At 60.5% G+C, this 18,301-nt stretch carries 19 protein-coding genes and 1 riboswitch; of the genes, 7 read left to right on the top strand and 12 right to left on the bottom strand.

What is annotated here, in order from left to right:
• Positions 1–22: 22 nt before the first annotated feature.
• From RMV17_RS16290 to RMV17_RS16280, 3 genes are read right to left on the bottom strand one after another with little or no spacing between them, the layout of a single operon-like run.
• Complete coding sequence (locus tag RMV17_RS16290; RefSeq protein WP_311881176.1) at positions 23–943, bottom strand: ABC transporter substrate-binding protein; 921 nt, start codon at positions 941–943, stop codon at positions 23–25.
• Positions 940–1,299: a (2Fe-2S) ferredoxin domain-containing protein gene (locus RMV17_RS16285; protein ID WP_311881175.1), complete on the bottom strand. Its 360-nt coding sequence runs from the start codon at positions 1,297–1,299 to the stop codon at positions 940–942. Before RMV17_RS16285 ends, RMV17_RS16290 begins: the two co-directional genes overlap by 4 nt.
• Complete coding sequence (locus RMV17_RS16280; protein ID WP_311881173.1) at positions 1,299–3,236, bottom strand: TonB-dependent receptor; 1,938 nt, start codon at positions 3,234–3,236, stop codon at positions 1,299–1,301. The genes RMV17_RS16285 and RMV17_RS16280 overlap by 1 nt, the downstream gene beginning before the upstream one ends.
• A gap of 91 nt (positions 3,237–3,327) precedes the next feature.
• A riboswitch (cobalamin riboswitch) is annotated at positions 3,328–3,534 on the bottom strand.
• Between the two features lie 166 nt (positions 3,535–3,700).
• Here RMV17_RS16280 and RMV17_RS16275 point away from each other — a divergent pair.
• The 4 genes from RMV17_RS16275 to RMV17_RS16260 all read left to right on the top strand — a co-directional run bounded on the left by RMV17_RS16275 (position 3,701) and on the right by RMV17_RS16260 (position 9,271).
• Positions 3,701–4,207, top strand: coding sequence for a hypothetical protein (locus RMV17_RS16275; RefSeq protein ID WP_311881171.1), 507 nt, complete (start codon positions 3,701–3,703; stop codon positions 4,205–4,207).
• Entirely contained in the window at positions 4,158–7,535 is a 3,378-nt protein-coding gene (locus tag RMV17_RS16270; protein WP_311881169.1) for an autotransporter outer membrane beta-barrel domain-containing protein, read from the top strand. Before RMV17_RS16275 ends, RMV17_RS16270 begins: the two co-directional genes overlap by 50 nt.
• Positions 7,536–7,650: 115 nt before the next feature.
• Positions 7,651–8,778 (top strand): saccharopine dehydrogenase NADP-binding domain-containing protein, encoded by a 1,128-nt coding sequence (locus tag RMV17_RS16265; protein ID WP_311881166.1) that lies wholly within the window; start codon positions 7,651–7,653, stop codon positions 8,776–8,778.
• Between the two features lies 1 nt (position 8,779).
• Positions 8,780–9,271, top strand: coding sequence for a DUF2269 domain-containing protein (locus RMV17_RS16260; RefSeq protein ID WP_311881164.1), 492 nt, complete (start codon positions 8,780–8,782; stop codon positions 9,269–9,271).
• On the opposite strand, the gene RMV17_RS16255 is transcribed toward RMV17_RS16260, so the two are convergent.
• The 3 genes from RMV17_RS16255 to RMV17_RS16245 form a co-directional block, all read right to left on the bottom strand.
• A complete protein-coding gene (locus RMV17_RS16255; protein WP_311881162.1) occupies positions 9,255–9,722 on the bottom strand; it encodes a thiol-disulfide oxidoreductase DCC family protein in 468 nt (155 codons plus the stop codon). The genes RMV17_RS16260 and RMV17_RS16255 overlap by 17 nt on opposite strands.
• A gap of 118 nt (positions 9,723–9,840) precedes the next feature.
• Positions 9,841–10,056, bottom strand: coding sequence for a nucleotidyltransferase family protein (locus tag RMV17_RS16250; protein ID WP_311887059.1), 216 nt, complete (start codon positions 10,054–10,056; stop codon positions 9,841–9,843).
• A 78-nt stretch (positions 10,057–10,134) separates the two neighbouring features.
• Entirely contained in the window at positions 10,135–10,353 is a 219-nt protein-coding gene (locus tag RMV17_RS16245) for a hypothetical protein (protein WP_007916145.1), read from the bottom strand.
• A gap of 389 nt (positions 10,354–10,742) precedes the next feature.
• On the opposite strand from RMV17_RS16245, the gene RMV17_RS16240 reads away from it, so the two are divergent.
• The gene (locus RMV17_RS16240) at positions 10,743–11,957 is read left to right on the top strand and encodes an aldose 1-epimerase family protein (protein WP_311881160.1); all 1,215 of its coding nucleotides are present in this window, start codon (positions 10,743–10,745) and stop codon (positions 11,955–11,957) included.
• A 137-nt stretch (positions 11,958–12,094) separates the two neighbouring features.
• Here the strand turns inward: RMV17_RS16240 and RMV17_RS16235 are convergent, their stop codons facing one another.
• Positions 12,095–12,457, bottom strand: a complete 363-nt coding sequence (locus RMV17_RS16235; protein WP_077572544.1) for a DUF6124 family protein — start codon at positions 12,455–12,457, stop codon at positions 12,095–12,097.
• A 495-nt stretch (positions 12,458–12,952) separates the two neighbouring features.
• On the opposite strand from RMV17_RS16235, the gene RMV17_RS16230 reads away from it, so the two are divergent.
• Complete coding sequence (locus RMV17_RS16230) at positions 12,953–13,960, top strand: NAD(P)-dependent oxidoreductase (RefSeq protein WP_311881158.1); 1,008 nt, start codon at positions 12,953–12,955, stop codon at positions 13,958–13,960.
• 81 nt (positions 13,961–14,041) lie between these two features.
• On the opposite strand, the gene RMV17_RS16225 is transcribed toward RMV17_RS16230, so the two are convergent.
• Both RMV17_RS16225 and RMV17_RS16220 read right to left on the bottom strand, forming a co-directional pair.
• The gene (locus RMV17_RS16225; protein ID WP_311881157.1) at positions 14,042–14,434 is read right to left on the bottom strand and encodes a GFA family protein; all 393 of its coding nucleotides are present in this window, start codon (positions 14,432–14,434) and stop codon (positions 14,042–14,044) included.
• Positions 14,435–14,436: 2 nt separating this feature from the next.
• Positions 14,437–14,685: a DUF6555 family protein gene (locus RMV17_RS16220; protein WP_016984867.1), complete on the bottom strand. Its 249-nt coding sequence runs from the start codon at positions 14,683–14,685 to the stop codon at positions 14,437–14,439.
• Positions 14,686–14,879: 194 nt separating this feature from the next.
• Between RMV17_RS16220 and RMV17_RS16215 the strand changes: the two genes are divergently transcribed.
• Positions 14,880–15,314, top strand: coding sequence for a DNA methylase (locus RMV17_RS16215; protein WP_311881156.1), 435 nt, complete (start codon positions 14,880–14,882; stop codon positions 15,312–15,314).
• A 46-nt stretch (positions 15,315–15,360) separates the two neighbouring features.
• Here RMV17_RS16215 and RMV17_RS16210 read toward each other — a convergent pair whose 3' ends face one another.
• The 3 genes from RMV17_RS16210 to RMV17_RS16200 form a co-directional block, all read right to left on the bottom strand.
• Positions 15,361–15,837, bottom strand: a complete 477-nt coding sequence (locus RMV17_RS16210; RefSeq protein WP_311881154.1) for a short chain dehydrogenase — start codon at positions 15,835–15,837, stop codon at positions 15,361–15,363.
• Between the two features lie 159 nt (positions 15,838–15,996).
• Entirely contained in the window at positions 15,997–16,926 is a 930-nt protein-coding gene (locus RMV17_RS16205) for an MBL fold metallo-hydrolase (RefSeq protein WP_108225425.1), read from the bottom strand.
• Positions 16,927–16,980: 54 nt separating this feature from the next.
• Positions 16,981–18,183, bottom strand: a complete 1,203-nt coding sequence (locus RMV17_RS16200) for an NAD(P)/FAD-dependent oxidoreductase (protein ID WP_311881152.1) — start codon at positions 18,181–18,183, stop codon at positions 16,981–16,983.
• Positions 18,184–18,301 lie beyond the last annotated feature (118 nt).

Raw genomic sequence — 18,301 nt, 5'->3', positions numbered from 1 at the left:
GGTGGCGTGTGGTGCGACGGGTTCATTTATTTTTCTTCAAGGCGTTGAGCTGGCGGGCCAGTTCCAGTGCCACCCGACCGCTGTCAAAGGTCGGCAACAGGTGGGTGAAGGGGATGTCGATCATTCGGTTCTCGCGCACCGCGCGCAGTTGTGAGAGCACCGGATCGTGGGTCAACAGGTAGCGTTTGCGACTGGCAGGTGACCAGTCGGCGTCGGCCAGCAGGATCACGTCCGGGTCGCTGGCCAGCAGGGTTTCGCTGTTTACCGTGACTCGATAGAGGTTGATGTCGGCGAACACATTGCGTGCACCAACGGCGGCCAGCAGCGGAGTGACAAATCCGCGTCGGCCTTCGCTGTCGAGGCCTTTGACTTCGCTGTCGAGATAGAACACGGACAATGGTTTACCCGCACCGGCCAAGGCTCGGGCGCTGGCAATGTCCTTTTCCATGGAGTCGATCAATGCTTGGGCTTTTTGCTGCTGGTGCAGCAGCTTGCCCAGCGTCAGCAAGTCATTGCGTACATGCGCGAAATAATCCAGCGAATGCCCGTTGCAGGCGGATTCCAGCAGATACGAACCCACGCCATTGCGCGCCAGTCCCGAGCGTGAGGTCACCCCGTCGCCGAACGCCGTGGCAAAACCGCCGATAACCAGATCCGGCTTCGCAGCGTAAAGCACTTCGCTGGCCGGGTACTGCCGCGCGATTACCGGCACGCCGAAATACGCGGAGGGCCGCTGCCCGGCCTCGGTGTCATCCAGATAGGCCACGCCGACCAGCGCTGGCCCGGCACCCAGTGCCAGCACGAGATCAGCCGCATGCTGATTGAGCGCGACGATGCGCGAAGGCTGAACCGCGCTCCATTCTTCGCCGCAATTGAGGTAATTGTCGGCGAGCACAGGCGTTGAGCCGAGCAGGGCGCCAAGCATATACAGGATCGATCTCATCCCCGCGCCTTGATCAGCAAATCCGCAACCACTTCACCGCCCACCAGATGCCCTTCGACCAGCCGCTGCACATCTTCATGGCTGCGCACGCCATACCAGCAGCGTTCCGGATACACGGTCACGATCGGCCCCAGATTGCACGGAAACTGGCAGTGCGTGCGTGTCAGCAAAACGCCGCCCGGCGTCTCGATGCAATCGTGCTCCAGCAGGTGCCGGCGCAAGGTTTTCCATAACTGCAAGGCGCCGCGCTGGGTGCAGCGCGGGCCGGTGCAGAGGAATACATGGCGCGCATGCTCGGGCACATGCGACCAGTCCGGGTGGCTGTCGACGCCGTCGATGGTGGTGATCTCACTCATCAGAAGCGGTACGTGTAGCGCACTTCGGAGGTGAACGGCCGGCCGAGGTTGTCGACGTTACTCGAGCGACTGGTGACGTAATCGCGATCGAAGAGGTTTTCCACCAGCAGGCTGACGCGGTGTTGGTGAGCATTGTCGAGGTAGCGATAAGTGTCGGCGTCGACCACTGAATAATGGCCGTATTCAACTTGCTTCGAGCTTTTGATGTCGCGGATATAGCGGATCGCACCGCCAACGCCCCATAGGCGATTTTCCGCTTCATAACCCACGCGCGAACGGGCGAAGAAGCTCGGGATGTCATTGATCGTCACACCCGTGCGCGATTCGGTGAGGTTGCGGGTCATGTCCGCTTGCAGACTCCATTGATCGTTGAACGCCAGTTTCGCGTCGGCCTCGAAACCGCGCATCTGGATCGTGCCTTCACCGTTGACCCACTGAATGCCGTCGAGGGTGATCAAGTCGTCGATCTTGCGTTTGAACAGGGTCACGCTGGCGCTGAATTCGCGATCCAGCAAAAAGCCTTTGTAGTCGACACCCAGCTCCGCGTTGCGGCTTTTTTCCGGTCTCAGGTTGCGGTTGCCGATCTCGTCGCCCGGCTCGTTGACGAACAGTTGCTCGGCGTTCGGCAGTTTGTAGGCGCTGCCGTACTGACCGCGCACCGACCAGTTGTCGTTGAGGTCATACAGCGAAGTGAGCATGCCGACCGTGGCACTGTCGCCGCCGCTCATGCCTTCGTGACGCACGCCGATGCTCGGGTGCCAGTCGGGCAGGGCGTCGATCTGCGGACGCAGTTGCGTGTAAAACGCATGGGCTTCGGCCTTGTCGTTGTCGATGATCAGCACATCGTCCTGTCCCTTGAACCATTGGTTGTCGGTGCCGAACACCAGCACATGGCCGCCGGGCAGTTCAGCCTTGCCTTCGGCTTGCACACCCCAGTCGGTGAAGCCCCAATAGTCGTTGTGGTTGATGACGTTGGTGTCGCCACCGGCGACGTTGTTGACGCGCGTGTAGCGGGTGTCCCAGTCGTTGATATGCCCTTTTACGAAATAGCTCAGGCGCTCGTTGATGTTCTGCTCGAAGGTCGCCGTGGCGATCTGCTGCACGCGGTCGTTGGTAGTCTTGTGATTGTCGATCGGACGGGCGAAGTCGAGGTTGGCGTCGGCGTACTGGTAGAACAGTTCCAGTCGCGAATCATCGCCGAACGACTGAATGGCCTTGCCGCCGAACGTGGTGACTTCGTAGGCGCGGTTCTTCTCGCTGACGTTTTTCATGTCGCGGTTGCGATACGGCTGGTAACCGTCGGAGACGTTGTGGCTGACGTACGCCAGCAGACCGAGATCGCCAAAACCGTTCGTGAAGATGTTCTCGACCCGAGCGTCTTCGGTGGTGCCGCCGAAAGTGTCCACACCGAGGTTCACTTCGCCGGAGGCTTTGCGCGATTGCGGGCTGCGGGTGACGATGTTGATCACACCGGACACGGCTTGGGTGCCGAACAACAGGCTCTGGCCGCCCTTGAGCACTTCGATGCGCTCGATGGCATTGGCCGGCAGGGTGTCCAGATAGAGGCCGCCGTACAGGCGATTGTTCAGGCGCACGCCGTCGAGCAGGATCAGCGTGTCGTCATTGCGCCCACCGAGCAACGAATAAGTGCCGTAGTCGAAAGGACCGTTTTTCGGCGCCACATACAAGCCGGGAATGAACATCTGCATGACGCGGCTGACATCGGCGCTGGGGCCTGCGCGTTCGATCTGCTCACGGGTAACGATCTCGACCTTGCTGCCGAACTTCGCCATGTCGGCGACGGTGGTGGATTCCACCGACGGTGCAGAAACGATTTGCTGGTTGAGTTCCAGTGGCGCGTCATCGGCCAGCAGCAGCGGGCTGAACAGGCAGCCAAGGAACAGGGTTGGAGCAGAAGTGTTGAAAGGTCGAATCATTGTCTTCTCGAAAAGGATCTTCGCAGAAGAGCATGCAGGAGAAGGCATCGCGCACAGCCAATACCGGCCCATGCCCGCCCACCGCAGGATTTTGCCAAACGAAATTCCAGGCCGGTCTCCGGGCTCGCGCGTATCGAGGCTTTCACCTTCCCATGGCCGTTCGGCCACAGTGGTGTATCGAAAGCATCACGCGCATACCGTTGCGGGGGCAGCACCGGACTTGTTCGAAAAGAACGTACCGGTTTCCCGTTTCACCCCATGCACGGCGGCATGGGACACCTGAAACTGGGCGGCATCTGAACATTCGACAGACCGTTCGTCAACTTGCCGGTACCGACTCTCGAACCGCGAATTACCAACTTTGGAAATAACTACTAAGGTCAATAGCGGTCATCACAACGCAATATCGCGCGGCGTCGACAGGCGTGAGGGATACGCCAGGCACGCTGAACAGGGAGGTTCTCATGCACGGTGCCAGTAGCCATTATCACGGTGGGCACGCCCCGCATTTCATTCGCAACGCATTACTGGTCGCCATGGCCAACACCCTGATGTTCGCCGATGCGCAGGCCGCGTGCGGGCCTTTGGCGGCGGGTGCCTACAACGTCTCGCAAACCTGCTTGCCTGCCTCCGGTGTCGATGCGTCGATCAGCACTCAGACGGGCACCACCATCACCACCACCGCCGGCTCCTCGTTGAACAGTCGTGGCAACAATGCCAACACCACGCTGACACTCAGCGGCACCACGGTGAACAGCACGCCACCCACGGCCGCCAACGCAGTGTTTGCCAATGTCATCGGCACCACCGGCAACGCCAGCCTGAGTGTCAATGGCGCCACCAACACGGTCAATGTCGGTGGCAGTGGCCTCGATGCGCTGGCGATAACCAATGCCGGCGCCGGGGCGTCGACGTTTTTCAGTGAGTTCCGGTACCACGCTGAACATCCTCAACACCGTGGTCGGCAATGAACACGACGGCATTGACATCAATGCCAGCGGCGGCGGGGCGATCAACCTGAATCATCAGGGCAATGGCCAGATCACCTTGCTCGGCGGCAACGGCATCTGGACCAAAGCCACGGGCAGTGGCGAGATCAACGTCAACGTCGGCAGTGGCGTGAGCATTCTGGTCAACAATGATGATGCTCTGTCGGCCGGATCTCCGATCGGCGACGAAACGTTGCCCACGGCGGGCATTGGTAACCATGCCGGCGTGCATACCCGCGCAGTCAATGGCAACACCACACTGATCAACGCGGCGAACGTGCAGAGCATCGGCATGAACGCTTTCGGTCTGTTTACTGAAGGTGGCAATGGCATTACCCGTCTCACCAACAGCGGAACGCTGACCACCAGCGGCCTCAACGGTTTTGGCATTCGTTCGTTTGCCACGGTCGGCAGCATCGCCATCGTCAACAGTGGCGCTATCACGACGACGGGCGGTGCCGCGCACGGTATCTATGCCAATGACAACGTCGGCGGCAGCGGTTCGATCAGCATCGAGAACAATGCCGCCATCAACGTCGGCAGCACGGCAAACACCGCCGGTTCGCGGGCGATCTACGTGATCAAGCGCGGCACCGGTGATGTCTCGATCACCGGTAGCGGCAACATCAATGTCCTCGGCGACATCAACACCACCCGGGCCTACGCGATCATTGTCAGCGCGGAAAACAACAATGTGCTGATCGATTACTCGGGTGATCTGTTTGCCAGTGGCTTTGGCGCGGGCGGTATTCGGGTCGACTCGACCGGGGGCAGCGTCCAGGTCAACTATCGCGGCAATCGCATCGAAACCCTGCACAGCAACGCCAACGGCATCTATGTCTCGACGCAGTCGCCGACGGGCACGGTCAACGTCAACGCGGGCGGCACCATCATCACCCATTCGAACGCCGGTTCGGGCGACGGCACGGGCATTGGCGCCTTTGGTATCCAGGCGCTGACGCTGGGCGGCGATGTGGGTGTCGTTTTCAATGGTCCGCTGATCGACGTCAACGGCCAGGGCGCGGCAATTCTCGCCGGCAATGCCTTCAACTCGGGCAGCGGGCTGGGCACCTTGAATGTCAGCAACAGCGGGGAATTGATTGCGCGGGGCAATGAACAGCGCGGCATCCGCACGCTGTCGGTGACTGGCGCGCAGAGCGTGGTCAACAGCGGCGCGATCCAGACACTCGGCGCGAGCAACAGTCAGGGCATTCTCGCCGCGGCCTCGGGTGCAGCGGATCTGACAGTCAGCAACAGCGGCGCGATCACCACTCGAGGCATTGGCTCGTCGGCGATCGACGCGTTGACCGAGGGCGGCAGCGCCACCGTGACCAACACGGCAACCCTTCAGGGCGGGCGAGGCGACAGCAGCGGCGTCGCCCTCGGCGGTGCGAGCCAGACGTTGAACAACTCAGGTGCGATCAGTGCGCTGAGTGATGTCGCCGTACGCGCCGATGCGACCACACCGGGCACGACGTTTACGCTCAACAACACCGGGCAAATGACCGGCGCCGTGAATGCCGTCAGCGCGGCCAGTTCAGTGGCCAACAGCGGCACCTGGACGCTGCGCAATTTTACTGACAGCAGTGGCACCCGCGATACCTGGGGCGTTGCCGTCAGTGATCTCGGCGCATCGGGCGCCAACAGCATCGATAACAGCGGTGTGCTTCGTCTGGCGGCGCAACCGGCGACGGGCATCGTCAACTTCAACCCCAGCGGCGCCTATCTGCCTCTGGGGCAAACGGCCAATAGTCCAACGTTGGGCGGCGCCGTGCAGGGGCAGTTGCTCGGTGTAAACCGATTCACCAACAGCGGCACGCTTGACCTTGCCGCCGGCAGCAACACCGTCGGCAATGTGCTGCTGATCAGCGGCGCCAACACCGCCGGCACCGATGGCGGTGGGGTGTTCGTGTCCAATGGCGGCAGGTTGCTGCTTAACACCACGTTGAATGGCGGTGGCGCGAACAGTCTCTCCGACATGCTGGTGGTGGATTCGACGACCACCGCCAGTGGCCGCACCACCGGCGTGATCGTGAGCAACGTCGGCGGCCAGGGTGAACTGACTCAGGGCAATGGCATTGCGGTGGTCGAACTGCTCAATAAAACCGAAGCCGCGAGTGACGCCAATGCGTTTCAACTAGCCCGGCGTGTCGTCGCCGGCCCCTACGAATATCGCCTGCAACAAGGTGCCGAGGATGGTAGCGGCAAGGACACCTGGTATCTGCGTTCGGACGCGGTGCCACCGGACGGTCCTCCCGGTCCTCCTGATCCTGATCCTGATCCTGATCCCGAGCCATCCCCGGTGCCGAATTACCGCCCGGAAGTATCGCTGTACGGCGCAGTCCCGGCGTTGGCGCTGGTCTACGGCCGGACGATGGTCGACACCCTTCACGAGCGGGTCGGTGAGGAACGTCTGAATCGCGGTGATCCGTTGCCCAAGGAAGACGAGTCGACCCTGGCGCCATCGATGGGCTGGGGCCGGGTGATCTACCGCAGCGGCAAACAGGATGGTGATCGCAAAAACGCCTTGGGCAACACGCCCGAATACAACTACGACCTGACGGCTTTTCAGGTCGGCACCGACCTCTACCGCAAGGATCGGCCCGACGGCAGTCACGAACAGGCCGGGCTGTCGTTGTCCGCCGGGACCATCGACGCCGGCGTCAGCCACTACACCCGGCGCGCCGCCGGTGAAGACACCTTGCGCGCTTACGGCGTTGGTGCGTACTGGACGCACTTCGGCCCCTCCGGTTGGTATCTGGACGGGGTGTTGCAAGTCAATCGCTTCGACATCGAAGCCAAACCCAACGACATGGCCAAACTGAAAACCCGTGGCTGGGGCTATACCGCGTCGCTGGAAAACGGCTACCCGTACGAAGTCGACAAAGACTGGTACATCGAGCCGCAATTACAGGCGATCTACAGTTACGTCGATCTGGACAGCAGTGATGACGTCGGCGCGAAAATTCGCTTCAAGGATGTCGACTCACTGATCGGTCGCGCCGGCGTGCGCATCGCCAAGGACTGGGACACCGAAGGCGTCGACAACAGCGCACGGCGCACCAACGGCTGGATCCGGCCGAGTATCTGGCATGAATTCAAGGGGCAGCCGAAAACCGAGTTTTCCTCCGAGTCGGGGTACATCCCGTTCGAATCCGACATCCAGGGCACGTGGGGCGAGGTCAATGTGGGGGTGGATTACCAGGCCAACCGGCGCACCACGTTCACCGCTTCGGCTGGCTATAGGCAGGGGTTCGATGGCGACAGCCATGGGTATGACGCGATGTTGGGGTTCAAGATCAATTTCTAGGGCATTCGGCTACACCGCTATCGCGAGCAGGCGAAGGCCTACATTGGATGGCTTGCTGACGTTCAGCCCTATATCCTTCCCGCCTGTTTGATGGACTGACTTAGGGAAGAATTGCATGCCGTTCAGGGTGATGGTGGTCGGTGGTTACGGAAACTTCGGCAGCATCGTGTGCCGGCATCTGGCGCTGACGCCGGACATTGGCCTGGTGCTTTCGGGCCGTGACCCGCGCAAATTGCAGCGCAAACTCGATGAGCTGAACAGCCAATCGGGCAACGTCTGCGAAGGCTGGTGCGGCGATGCCATGGGCGCGGAGTTCAAAGCCGCGTTGCGCGCGCTGAACATTCAGTTGGTCGTCCACACCGGCGGGCCGTTTCAGGGGCAATCCTACGCCGTCGCCGAGAGCTGCATCGACGCTGGTGTGAACTACTGCGATCTGGCGGACTGCCGCACGTTCGTCAACGGCATCGACGTGCTCGATGCCCGGGCGAAAGAGGCCGGCGTGGCGATCCTCAGTGGTTGCAGCTCGGTGCCGACGCTGTCGTCGGCAATCATCGATGAACAGCGTCAGCGTTTTTCACGCATCGACTCGATCGAACACGGCATTTCTTCATCGGCGAAAATGCCGGGCTTGTCGACCATCGAAGGTGTACTCGCTTACGCCGGCAAACCGATCAAGCAACTGAAAAACGGCAAGGTGCATGAAGTGTCCGGCTGGCTGGACCTGACCTTGCGCAAAATGCCGCAGATGGGCACTCGTCTGCTGGCCAACGTTGATGTGCCGGACATGGACATCTTTGCCGGTCGTTATGGCGCGCAGACCCTGAAGTTCAAGGCTGGCGCCGGGCTTAAACTTGGCGGCGTTGCCAACGGTCTGTTGGCTCAGGCGCTGAAAGTCGGACTGGTGCGCGACCATGCCTTGTGGGCCGGCAGACTGCATCGCCTGGGCACGCATTTCGAGCGTTTCGGCGATGGCAAAAGTGCGATGTACATCGACGTGCAGGGCCTTGGCGTTGACGGCAAACCGCTGTCGATGACCGCGCAACTCACCGCCCTGAACGACAAAGGCCCGGAGATCCCCAGCTGCGCCGCCGTGGCCCTGGCGACAAAAATGGCCTCAGGCTACGTGCCGGCCGCCGGTGCCCGACCGTGCGTGGGCGAAATCAGCGTCGCCGAATACATGGCCGCGATCAACGATCCTGACAACCTGAGCCTGGCCGTGAACTTCTCGGACGGGCAGCGCTGACATGCTCTATCTGTGCCTGAAGTACCTGCACATCATCGCCGCGATCTTCCTGTTCGGCTTCGGCATGGGCTCCTACCTCTACCTGATCGCCGCCAGCCGCACCGGCAATCCGCAAGTGATAGCGCACGTCGCGCGCATGGTCGTGCGCTTCGACACGTGGATCACCACGCCGGCCGGCTTCGTGCAGATCATCACCGGCTATCTGTTGATGCGCCTGTCGGGGCTGAGCATGAGCAACGAGTGGGTGCTGACCTCGCTGATCATCTTCTTCTGCGTCGGCTCGCTGTGGTTGCCGGTGTTGCTCCTGCAGAAGCGCCTGTATGTGATGGCGTCGAGTGCGGGCGAGGCGGGGGGCAGCCTTGATGAGCAATACCAAGGTGTGTACCGCCAGTGGTTCTGGATGGGGGTGCTCGGGTTTGCCGGGATGTTTGTCATCGTGCTGATGATGGTGACGAAGATGACGCCGCTGCAGTTGTTCAGCTTGCTGACGTAGAGGCCGTTGCTTTCAGAAAGCGCTGTTCATGATCCGGGGTGGGCAGCAGGCAGGTGTCGTACTTGCCGAACAGTCGGTAACGGTTAAGCGCGATGCGGTCGTAGGCCCAGTCGCGCAAGCCGCGAGGGAATACCCGCAGCAGTCGCAATGGCTGCCAGCGGGCGGGTAATTGGCTGATGACTTCGAGGAACGCGTCTGAGCGTTCCCAGTAGTGGCGGTCGCGGATGACGGCCATGGTGTCGAATTGGTCGATGGGCAGGCCGGCCCATGCGAGCAAAGCCTGCCCCTCCGGCGACTGCACCGCTGCCAGACGTACGCGACGTTGATGATCGTGGCGAATCAAAAAACGCGCCCAGCCATTGCAGAGTTTGCACACGCCATCGAACAAGACCACGGATTCGCCGGGGTTGAGGAACGGGGCGGGGGTTGGGCGGGTTTTTGAGGTGGGCATAGGGTTTGTGTTCAAGAGGTCGGGTGTTGCGATCATAGCGCCGCGAGCAGTTGTTCGCGAATGACTGCCTCAGGCAGAACCGTGGATATAAAGGTCAGACCCCGTTTAGACGTGGACCTTATTGTTGCGTGACGAATGTCAACTCAGGCCAAATCTCACGCCACGCTTTGGATCGCATGCGATCCAGAAACAGGTGGGACTTTTCGGATTTGAATCGATCGGTCGGGCGTACCACCGCCGAGAACAAGTCTTCCAGCCCCAACGGCGCTGAAACCTCCACTTCACCAATGGCGGGAATCTCAGGATTTCGGAGAATGCGATTTATGCGAGTCATTCGCAGTGGGCGAGAGCGCTCGGCACGGAACCAAGCGCTCAGGGTAGGGCGGGGCACTTACGGCTCCACCCTGACGTTTCAGCCTTTGTTTGCGTTTAGCTTGCGCAGTTCTTCGTAGGTCGCCGACTGGACGAACCAGAAGCCGGAAATGATGCACCAGCACAGGGTGCCGGCCACGAAGATACCCAGCGCCGGGAGGAACCCGCTGGTGAAAATCGCGACGATAGCGACCAGCCAGATGAACGCCAGGGAGAGATAGAGGACGGTGTTGTTGACGCTGATGACGAAGTCTTTCACGGGGGCATATTCCTTGCGGGATGTAGAAAAATTCCCCCTCTCCGGGGGCGAACGCATGCTATCACATTGCCTTCACGGTTCAAGGAAGGGGAACTCATTGCCGGCTGGAATGGGGACGGATTTATTCATCAGGCAGACCGGTCGCTTCTGGCCGAAAGCGGACGTTCCTGAGCGGCCACTATCTGCTGACCGTGGGCGAATGGGCCGGTGGCGGTGGTTTCCAGAGAGCGTGAGAAGCTAGCGGCGGATTTGCGACAGTGTGTCGATTCGATTTTCCGGGTTATCCAAAATCTTTCTTGGCATACACCAGCGATGCCTTGCCATTTAAGCTTGCTGAAACGTTTCACCCAGTTTATAAAAAGCGCACAACTCCAAGAAAGGCTGCTGCCATGACCCCGCTCAAACTCGTTGTTGCCCTCAGTGCACTGTCCGCTGCCTCCCACGCCATGGCCTGGGATTACGTTCTGCTCGACACCGACAAAGCCGCCCAGAACTGGCAGATCACCAGCCAGCAACTCGGCATAAAAGCCGACAAACCCTTCAGCGTTACCCTGCGCACCTTGCATGGCGGTCGGCAAGAGGGCGTCAGCATTGTCGACATCGATAACGGTACGATGAAACTCTCGGTAGTGCCGACACGAGGAATGAATGTCTTGCAGGCCTCGGTCGGCAATGTGCGCATGGGCTGGGACTCACCGGTCAAGGAAGTGGTCAATCCGTCCTTCATCGAACTCAATGGCCGTGGTGGTCTGGGCTGGCTGGAAGGTTTCAATGAGCTGGTCACCCGCTGCGGATACGAATGGGTCGGCCACCCCGGCGTCGACAACGGCGAACTGCTGACCCTGCACGGTCGAGCCGCCAACATTCCTGCGAACAAAGTCACTCTGCACATCGATGAAACACCACCGTACGCCATCACCCTGCGCGGCGAACTCAAAGAGCAGGCGTTCAAGAAGGTCGACTTCTCCGTCGCGACGGAACTGGTCACCGAACCCGGCAGCGTCGTGTTCGCCCTCAACGACACCCTGACCAACAACGGCGACTATCCGAAGGAATACCAGGCGCTGTATCACAGTAACTTCAGCACCCCGTTCCTGGAGCAGGGCGCTCGTTTCGCCGCGCCGGTGAAGCAAGTGTCGCCGTTCAACGACAAAGCCAAGGGCGATCTGCCCGAATGGCAAACCTACCGCGCACCGACCAAGGACTACGACGAAACGGTTTACAACGTGGTGCCGTATGCCGATGCCAAGGGCGATACGTTGACCGTGTTGCATAACAAGGCCGGCAGCCTTGGCGTTTCGGTTGGCTTCAATACGCAGACACTGCCGGTGTTTTCCCTGTGGAAAAACACCGATACCCAAGGCCAGGGATATGTCACGGGGCTGGAGCCGGGGACAAGTTTTTCTTACAACCGCCGTTATCAGCGGCCACTGAACCTGGTGCCGACAATCGGGCCGAAGGAACACAAGCAGTTCCGCATCAGCTACAGCTTGTTGGCGGATAAGGCGGCAGTGGACAAGGCCTTGAAGCAGGTGAGCGAGATTCAGGATGGGCGCGAGACTGAGGTGCGGCAGACGCCGTTGGTTGATCTGACCAAGGGGTGACACCGGCCAGGGCATTGTCGGCTGATGAGCTGCTCGCAATGACAGAGACTGTCGGCTCTTGGCCAAAAGCAGACGCATTAAGCGTTCTTGATCCCTCTGTGGCGGATACCTGACCGCCGCTACAAAGGGATCACCCCTCAATCCACCGGCACAACCTTATCCAGCGCTCGATTCACCGCCAATTCCCCCAGCATCACCACTTGCGCAATGCCCAGCGCAGTTTTGCGGTGGCCTGGGTCCAGAAGGGCGGCGAAGTTGCAGAGCATTTCGGTGGCTGAGCTTAGGGACTCGCTGGCGTTAACCAGCAGGGACTCGCTGTCGTAGTCGGCGTTGGCCAGAAACATGGGGGCGTGTTTCTGGTCGCTGCCCATGATGCGTTGGGTGGGCGTTAGATAGTAATCGAGGGCGCGTTCGGCGGCGTCGTTGAGGGTTCGGGAGTCCGGGAATTTGTAGGGTGAGACTGGATCGGTTTCTGGTGGATTCGGCGTTGGTTTGAACATAGATGAAGCTCCATATGGGACTTAAGGAACCATCACCTTCGCTACCAAACGAAAGGTGGTGGCCATACGAAGGTTGGTAGACCGGCCCATATGGAAAATCCGGCGCGCCCGAGGACGCCCTGCGCATGGCCACCATAAGACAAATGCTGAAAAAGCATCTGCGCACGGTGACGTTATGCGTCATATGGAAGCGGGCTACCAAACCCCATCACTGTTTTTCAGTGACCCGGAAACGATAAAACCTGCATCCCAGACGCACAAGCCGGCGGATTCTGGCGTAGTCGTAGGCAACGGCGCAAGACGTTGTAGCCTTAAGCAGGTAACGCGACGTGTCTTTTAAACAACCACAAAAAACTCCTAAACAAGCCTCATCAACGCGCCGTTCAAAATGACATTCGTCGGCCCGCCCTACAGCTCAGGCAATGGCCTGGAACCCTCACGCCCAGACACGCACCAACACTAGGTTGCAACCCAAAAAGACGAGGAGGGATACCGATGTCACTTCAACCCATTTTGTTCATGGGCGGCTCCGGCGCCATTGGCCACCATACGGCCAAAGCTTTGCGCGCCGCCCATCCCGATGTCCCTATATTGATAGGCGGTCGAGACCTGGCCAAGGTTGAGCAAGCCGCCGAGGAAATGGGCGGGGCGCAGGGCGTGGTCATTGACCCTGCCGCCGATGACCTGGGGCTGGGCGATCGTCCGGTCAGTGCCGTGGTGGTTTTCTATATGGATCATTCCCTGGCCGGGCTGCGTTTCGCGCAGCGGCGCAAGGTGCCGCACCTGAGCATTTCTTCTGGCATTTTCGAGATGGCGCCGCAAATCGCGAACTACATCCATCGCCCTGACGCGGCGCCTATTGTGCTGGGTTACGAGTGGATGGTGGGCGCAACGACCGTGGCGACGTTGCACCTTGCCGAGGCCTTTGCCCGGGTGCGCGATATTCGTATCGATGCGTTGGTCGACGAGCAGGATGGCGGTGGGCCGACCGTGGCCAGGGATTTTGAACACTTGAACAAAATGCTGCCCGCCGCCCTGACTCGGCGCGAGGAGGATTACATTTGGCGCGAAGGGGCGGACAAGAACGTCAGCTTCCGTGCACTGGACGGTACGCCGATGCAAGCCACTGGTTTTTCATCCATCGACGTCACTGGGCTGGCGGCTGCCACCGATGCGGCGAATGTTCAGTTCAATCTCGCCAGCGGGGTGAGTTCATCACGGCGCGCGGGTCGGCCGATGTCGACCGAGATTCTCATCGAAATGGTCGGCGAGGATCGCCAGGGGCGACCGTTGCACACCCGCCATGCCCTCGTGCACCCGGCAGGTGCCGCAGCGTTGACGGGTTTGAGTATCGCGATGCTGCTGGAGCGATTGCTCGGGCTCGACGGTCGAGCGCCGACGCCGGCAGGCCTGTACTTTCCTTATCAGTTGCTGGAGGCCGGTGCTTATCTGGAGCGTCTGAGCAGGGAGGGCGGTGAGCTTATAAACCTGCAAGAGCATTAAGGCAGGCTTCTTTCGGTAATGCCGATCTTGCCCACTGAACCGCTGGCAAACCTTGATGTGTTCGCCAGCGGTAATTTGCCCTCACGGCGAGTGCCACTCCCCACCATCCGCCACCGGCACCTCGCCCAGATCATACGGATTGACCCCTTCAAGACAGCCAACATTGAAACCAAACTCCTGCGGATTGCTGCTGCGTCGGTGGTGGGTGTAGATGCCGCAGTTACCGCAGAAAAAGTGCTCGGCCACTTGCTGGCCAAAGCTGTACTTCAACAACGCAGACTTACCACGGATCACCTTCAGGTCAGCCGCCGGCACCGCCGCCACAATCGCGCCTCGGCGTTTGCAGAACGAGCAGTCGCAGCGATGGGGCGTGGGCAAACCTTCGGGCAAGCGGATTTCGAGAATCACGGCGCCGCAATGGCAACTCGCGCGGTGGTCACGGCGGATCAGTGTGTTACCGATTTGCTTGAGCATGACTAAGCCTCCATCCAGTCCACCGTTGCCGTTTCGCGCCATTTCACCTCGGTGATGCCGAAACGCTCGGCTTGGGGTTTGGAGATGACTTTCAACGGTGGTTTGCCGGGTTTGGGAATCGGCGCGATGCCGGCGTCGCAACTCGCCCAATGCCATGCGTCAGCATTGCGCATGGTTTTTGCGCGGATGACGAATGATTTTGGCTGGCCGTGAAGTTTGTATTCGATGACGAAGATGTCGACGTTACTCATGCGTTCCTCCTTACGCTCATACGCAAATGAGTTTTGCCGACGAAAAAAATTCAAAGGATTTTCGGGGTTTGTTTCAGGCCGCCGGCAATGGTTTTGCTTTGAACGGTTGGAACCGGTGGTGACCTAAAGATCAAGCCTCTGCCACGCAGACAGAACATGAAAAATCCCCACGATTTCAACCCCGGAGGTCACCGGTGAACAAGACGATCAGCGCCGAGGATTTGAACATTCGGCTCAAGCACAACGATGACGCTGCACTGTTCAAATGGTTGCTTGCCAGTTTCCTCATGGGCAAGCGGATACAGGCCGAAATCGCCGCCGAAGCCTATCGGGTGATTGCCGATAAACACGGGCGCGATACGCCGCGCAAACTGGCTGCGTGCAGTCATCGTGAGCTGGTCGCGATGCTCGGGGAGGCGCATTACGTGCGTTACGACGAGACCACCGCCGTGCGGCTGCATGCCTTGGCACGCAAGCTTAACGACGAGTACGCGGGCAAGGTCAGCCAGATGGTCGAGGCCAGCGCTGACCGCCCGGCGTTTGAGAAGCGACTGGCGGAATTCGACGGCATCGGCCCGAAGACTGTGGAAATTTTCATGCGTGAAGCAAGCGCTGTGCTTGGCCTTTGAGCGCGGGCCATGACAAAAAACGGCCACCGCCCGCGTCGGGTAAAGCCTATTTGACTCGACCGCCAGAACGATTGATCGCCAACAAGCACAGCCCTACCAGTAATGCCGCGCCTGCAACGAATAGCGCAGAAGGTTGCATCGGCTGGCGCAAGCCTGCTGCTGTATGCCGCTGCGATATCGCCAGTGGTCGGGTTTCAACGTTCACATCGGCAAACGTCCGCAATGGGGTAACGGCTTCTGCCTGAAACGGCATTTCCTCGATGCTCAGACGCAGGCCGTCTGTCAGCTCCAGTGTCCGCGCGGTGATCGTGCCAACGATTCTGTCCGGATAAACCGGCTCGCCATTGGGATGGAGCTGGTCATACAGGAACTTCTGCCCTTCGAGCCAGCCCACGGCCGTTTGCAACTCGGGGCCCAGGTAATACTTGCCGTCGAGGAAAAATCCAGAAAATTGCGGTGCGCGCTCGACGCTTTCAATGCGATAACGCTCACCCGGTTTCATACCGGTTTCAGGGGCAATCATGGTCAATCCCTCCGCTGTAGGTTCAGCGGTAGAGAACAAGGATCGACTGTCGTTCCATGTAAATGAGGAAAGGTAGCGGTTGTCCCGGAACGGATCTGTAACAGGCGAAAACAACTTCGCCCGACCAAGGCCGGGCGAAGCGGTGTGGCGCTAGCTCAATCAGTAATCCCAGATCGCCGGAATCCAGCGGAACGCCTCGCCATTGACGGCAACGCGGCCGACCGACGGGAAGGGCAGGTGTGTGGCGACGAACAGTTCGCCGCTGGCGGCGGCGTCCTGCAGCAGGCGCACACGCACGCGCACCGCTTCATCAGGGTCGTGCTCGAAACCGTTGTGCCAGTCCGGGTGGTCGAAGGCCACCGGGAACAGGGCATCGCCGGCGAAGGTCAGGCGTTCGTCACCGCAGGTCACATAGACCACGCAGTGGCCCGGGGTGTGGCCTCCGGTGAGTCTGGCGACCACGCCGGGGGCGACTTTGAACTCGTCTTCGAAGATGTGCAGTTTGCTTTGGTATTGCTCGATGAACGCATTGGCGGTGGAGCGCAGCACGTCCGGCACTGGCGCGGGCATGTCGGTGCTGGTGAAATCCGGCGAAGTCCAGAAGTCGACTTCGGTGGCGGTGACGTGGATGCGCACGTCGTCGCGCAAGCGGTTTTTCACCGTGTCCACGAGCAGGCCGCCGATGTGGTCCATGTGCATGTGGGTGATGACGATATCGGTGACGTCTGCGAGGTCGATGCCGGCCGCCGCGAGGCGTTTGGGAAACTGCCCGGCGCGGGGGAAACCGGGGAACTGGCCGCCAAGTCCGGCGTCGACGAGGATGACCTGCTCGCCGCTGCGCACCACCAGGACATTGAGTGCCCAGTCGAACGCGTCGGGGCCCAGATACATCTCTTTGAACCACGCAGCGCGCTCGGCGGGATCGGCGTTGGTCGACATGGTCTGGGTCGGCAGCGGCAGGACGCCGTCGCTGATTACCATCACGTCGATGTTGCCGAGGCGCAGCGCGTAGCGCGATGGCACCAGCTCCTCGGTCGGGGTTTGCAGGGTGGCGTTGTGGGCGGTGAAGGAATCCAGATGCATGGTCATGGTGTTCTCCTTTTTCTCAGGCAAGACATCGGTTCTTGGACACTGGGGGCGAGATCAGGCCACCGGGATCATCGGATCGGCAGCGGCGAGAGCGGTGCGACGGTCAGCGGCCGGCGGGTAGATCCACACGCTGTTGATTTGCGTCTTCAGTTCCTTGGCTTCGGCTTTCACCAGCTTCAGTTGGCGATCCCAACCTTCGGTGTACACCGCGCCCCAGGCCCCCAAATCGAGGCAGGTCACGTACTTCGGCTGACGGTAGGTGGTCGGTGCCACGCCGAGCAGATCGGCGACGGCGTTATTGCCGGCGTGACGACCGAGGCTGATCGCATGCTGGCAGGACATCACCGAGATATTGCCGACGTCGTCGGTGGCCGCGCGAGCGACATCGCCGGCCGCGAACACGTGCTCCAGCCCTTGCACTTTGAGATTGCCGTCGACGTGCAGACGCCCCTGGCCATCGCGCTCGGCATTGAGCTGTTCAGTCAGTGGGCTGGCGCGGAAACCCACGGTCCAGATCACGGTATTGCTCTCGATGTGGCGGCCGTCGGCGAGGGTGACGCCGTTGGCATCGACGGCGGCAACGCTGGCGTCGACGATCCATTCGATGCCCAGTTCTTTTGATGCTTCGATGATGGACGGGCGAATGCCGTCGCCCATGGTCGCGGCGATGTCTTTGCTGCGATCAACGATGATCACTCGCACGTCTTGCTCTTCGCCGAGAATGGCGCGAAGACGGCTCGGCATCTCGGTCGCGGTTTCGATACCGGTGAAACCGCCGCCAGCGATCACTACGGTGTTGCGCGCAGCGCTGGCCGGTTGGCTGGCCAGCGCGTGCAGGTGGCGCTCCAGACGTGCCGCCGATTCGATCTGGTCGACGTCGAACGCATGCTCTTTAAGGCCCGGCACCGGCGGACGCGCCAGTTGACTGCCGCTGGCCAGCACCAGGCGATCGTAAGTCAGCTCGCCGGGACGACCGGCCTCATCGCGATAACCGACACGCCGTGCCTGGCCGTCAATGCTCTCGGCGGTGCCTTTGACGAAACGCACACCCACGGCAGCGAGCAGCGCATCCAGCGGCGCGTACATGCTGTGGACATCGGGTTCGTAGAAACGCGGACGGATGCGCAGTTCGGCTTGCGGCGCGAGCAGTGTGATTTCCACATCGTGGCGGTCATGCATATCCAGCAAACGCGCGGCGCTCAACGTGCTCCATAGCCCGCCGAACCCTGCACCGATCACCAATAATTGCTGTTTCATAATGTGCTCCCTGACGCTGATGGATGGATAAACCCGGGTCGTTTCGACCTTGGCGTGACGATCACTGGCCGCCGCAAACTGCTTGCCGTACTGCATGGCACTTAATCGCCCGCTGTCG

Origin of the sequence: Pseudomonas sp. VD-NE ins (assembly GCF_031882575.1) — a bacterium.
GTDB classification, from domain to species: Bacteria; Pseudomonadota; Gammaproteobacteria; order Pseudomonadales; family Pseudomonadaceae; genus Aquipseudomonas; species Aquipseudomonas fluorescens_BZ.
Note: the sequence above shows the minus strand (reverse complement) of the source record. Positions and strands in the feature narration are given on the sequence as shown.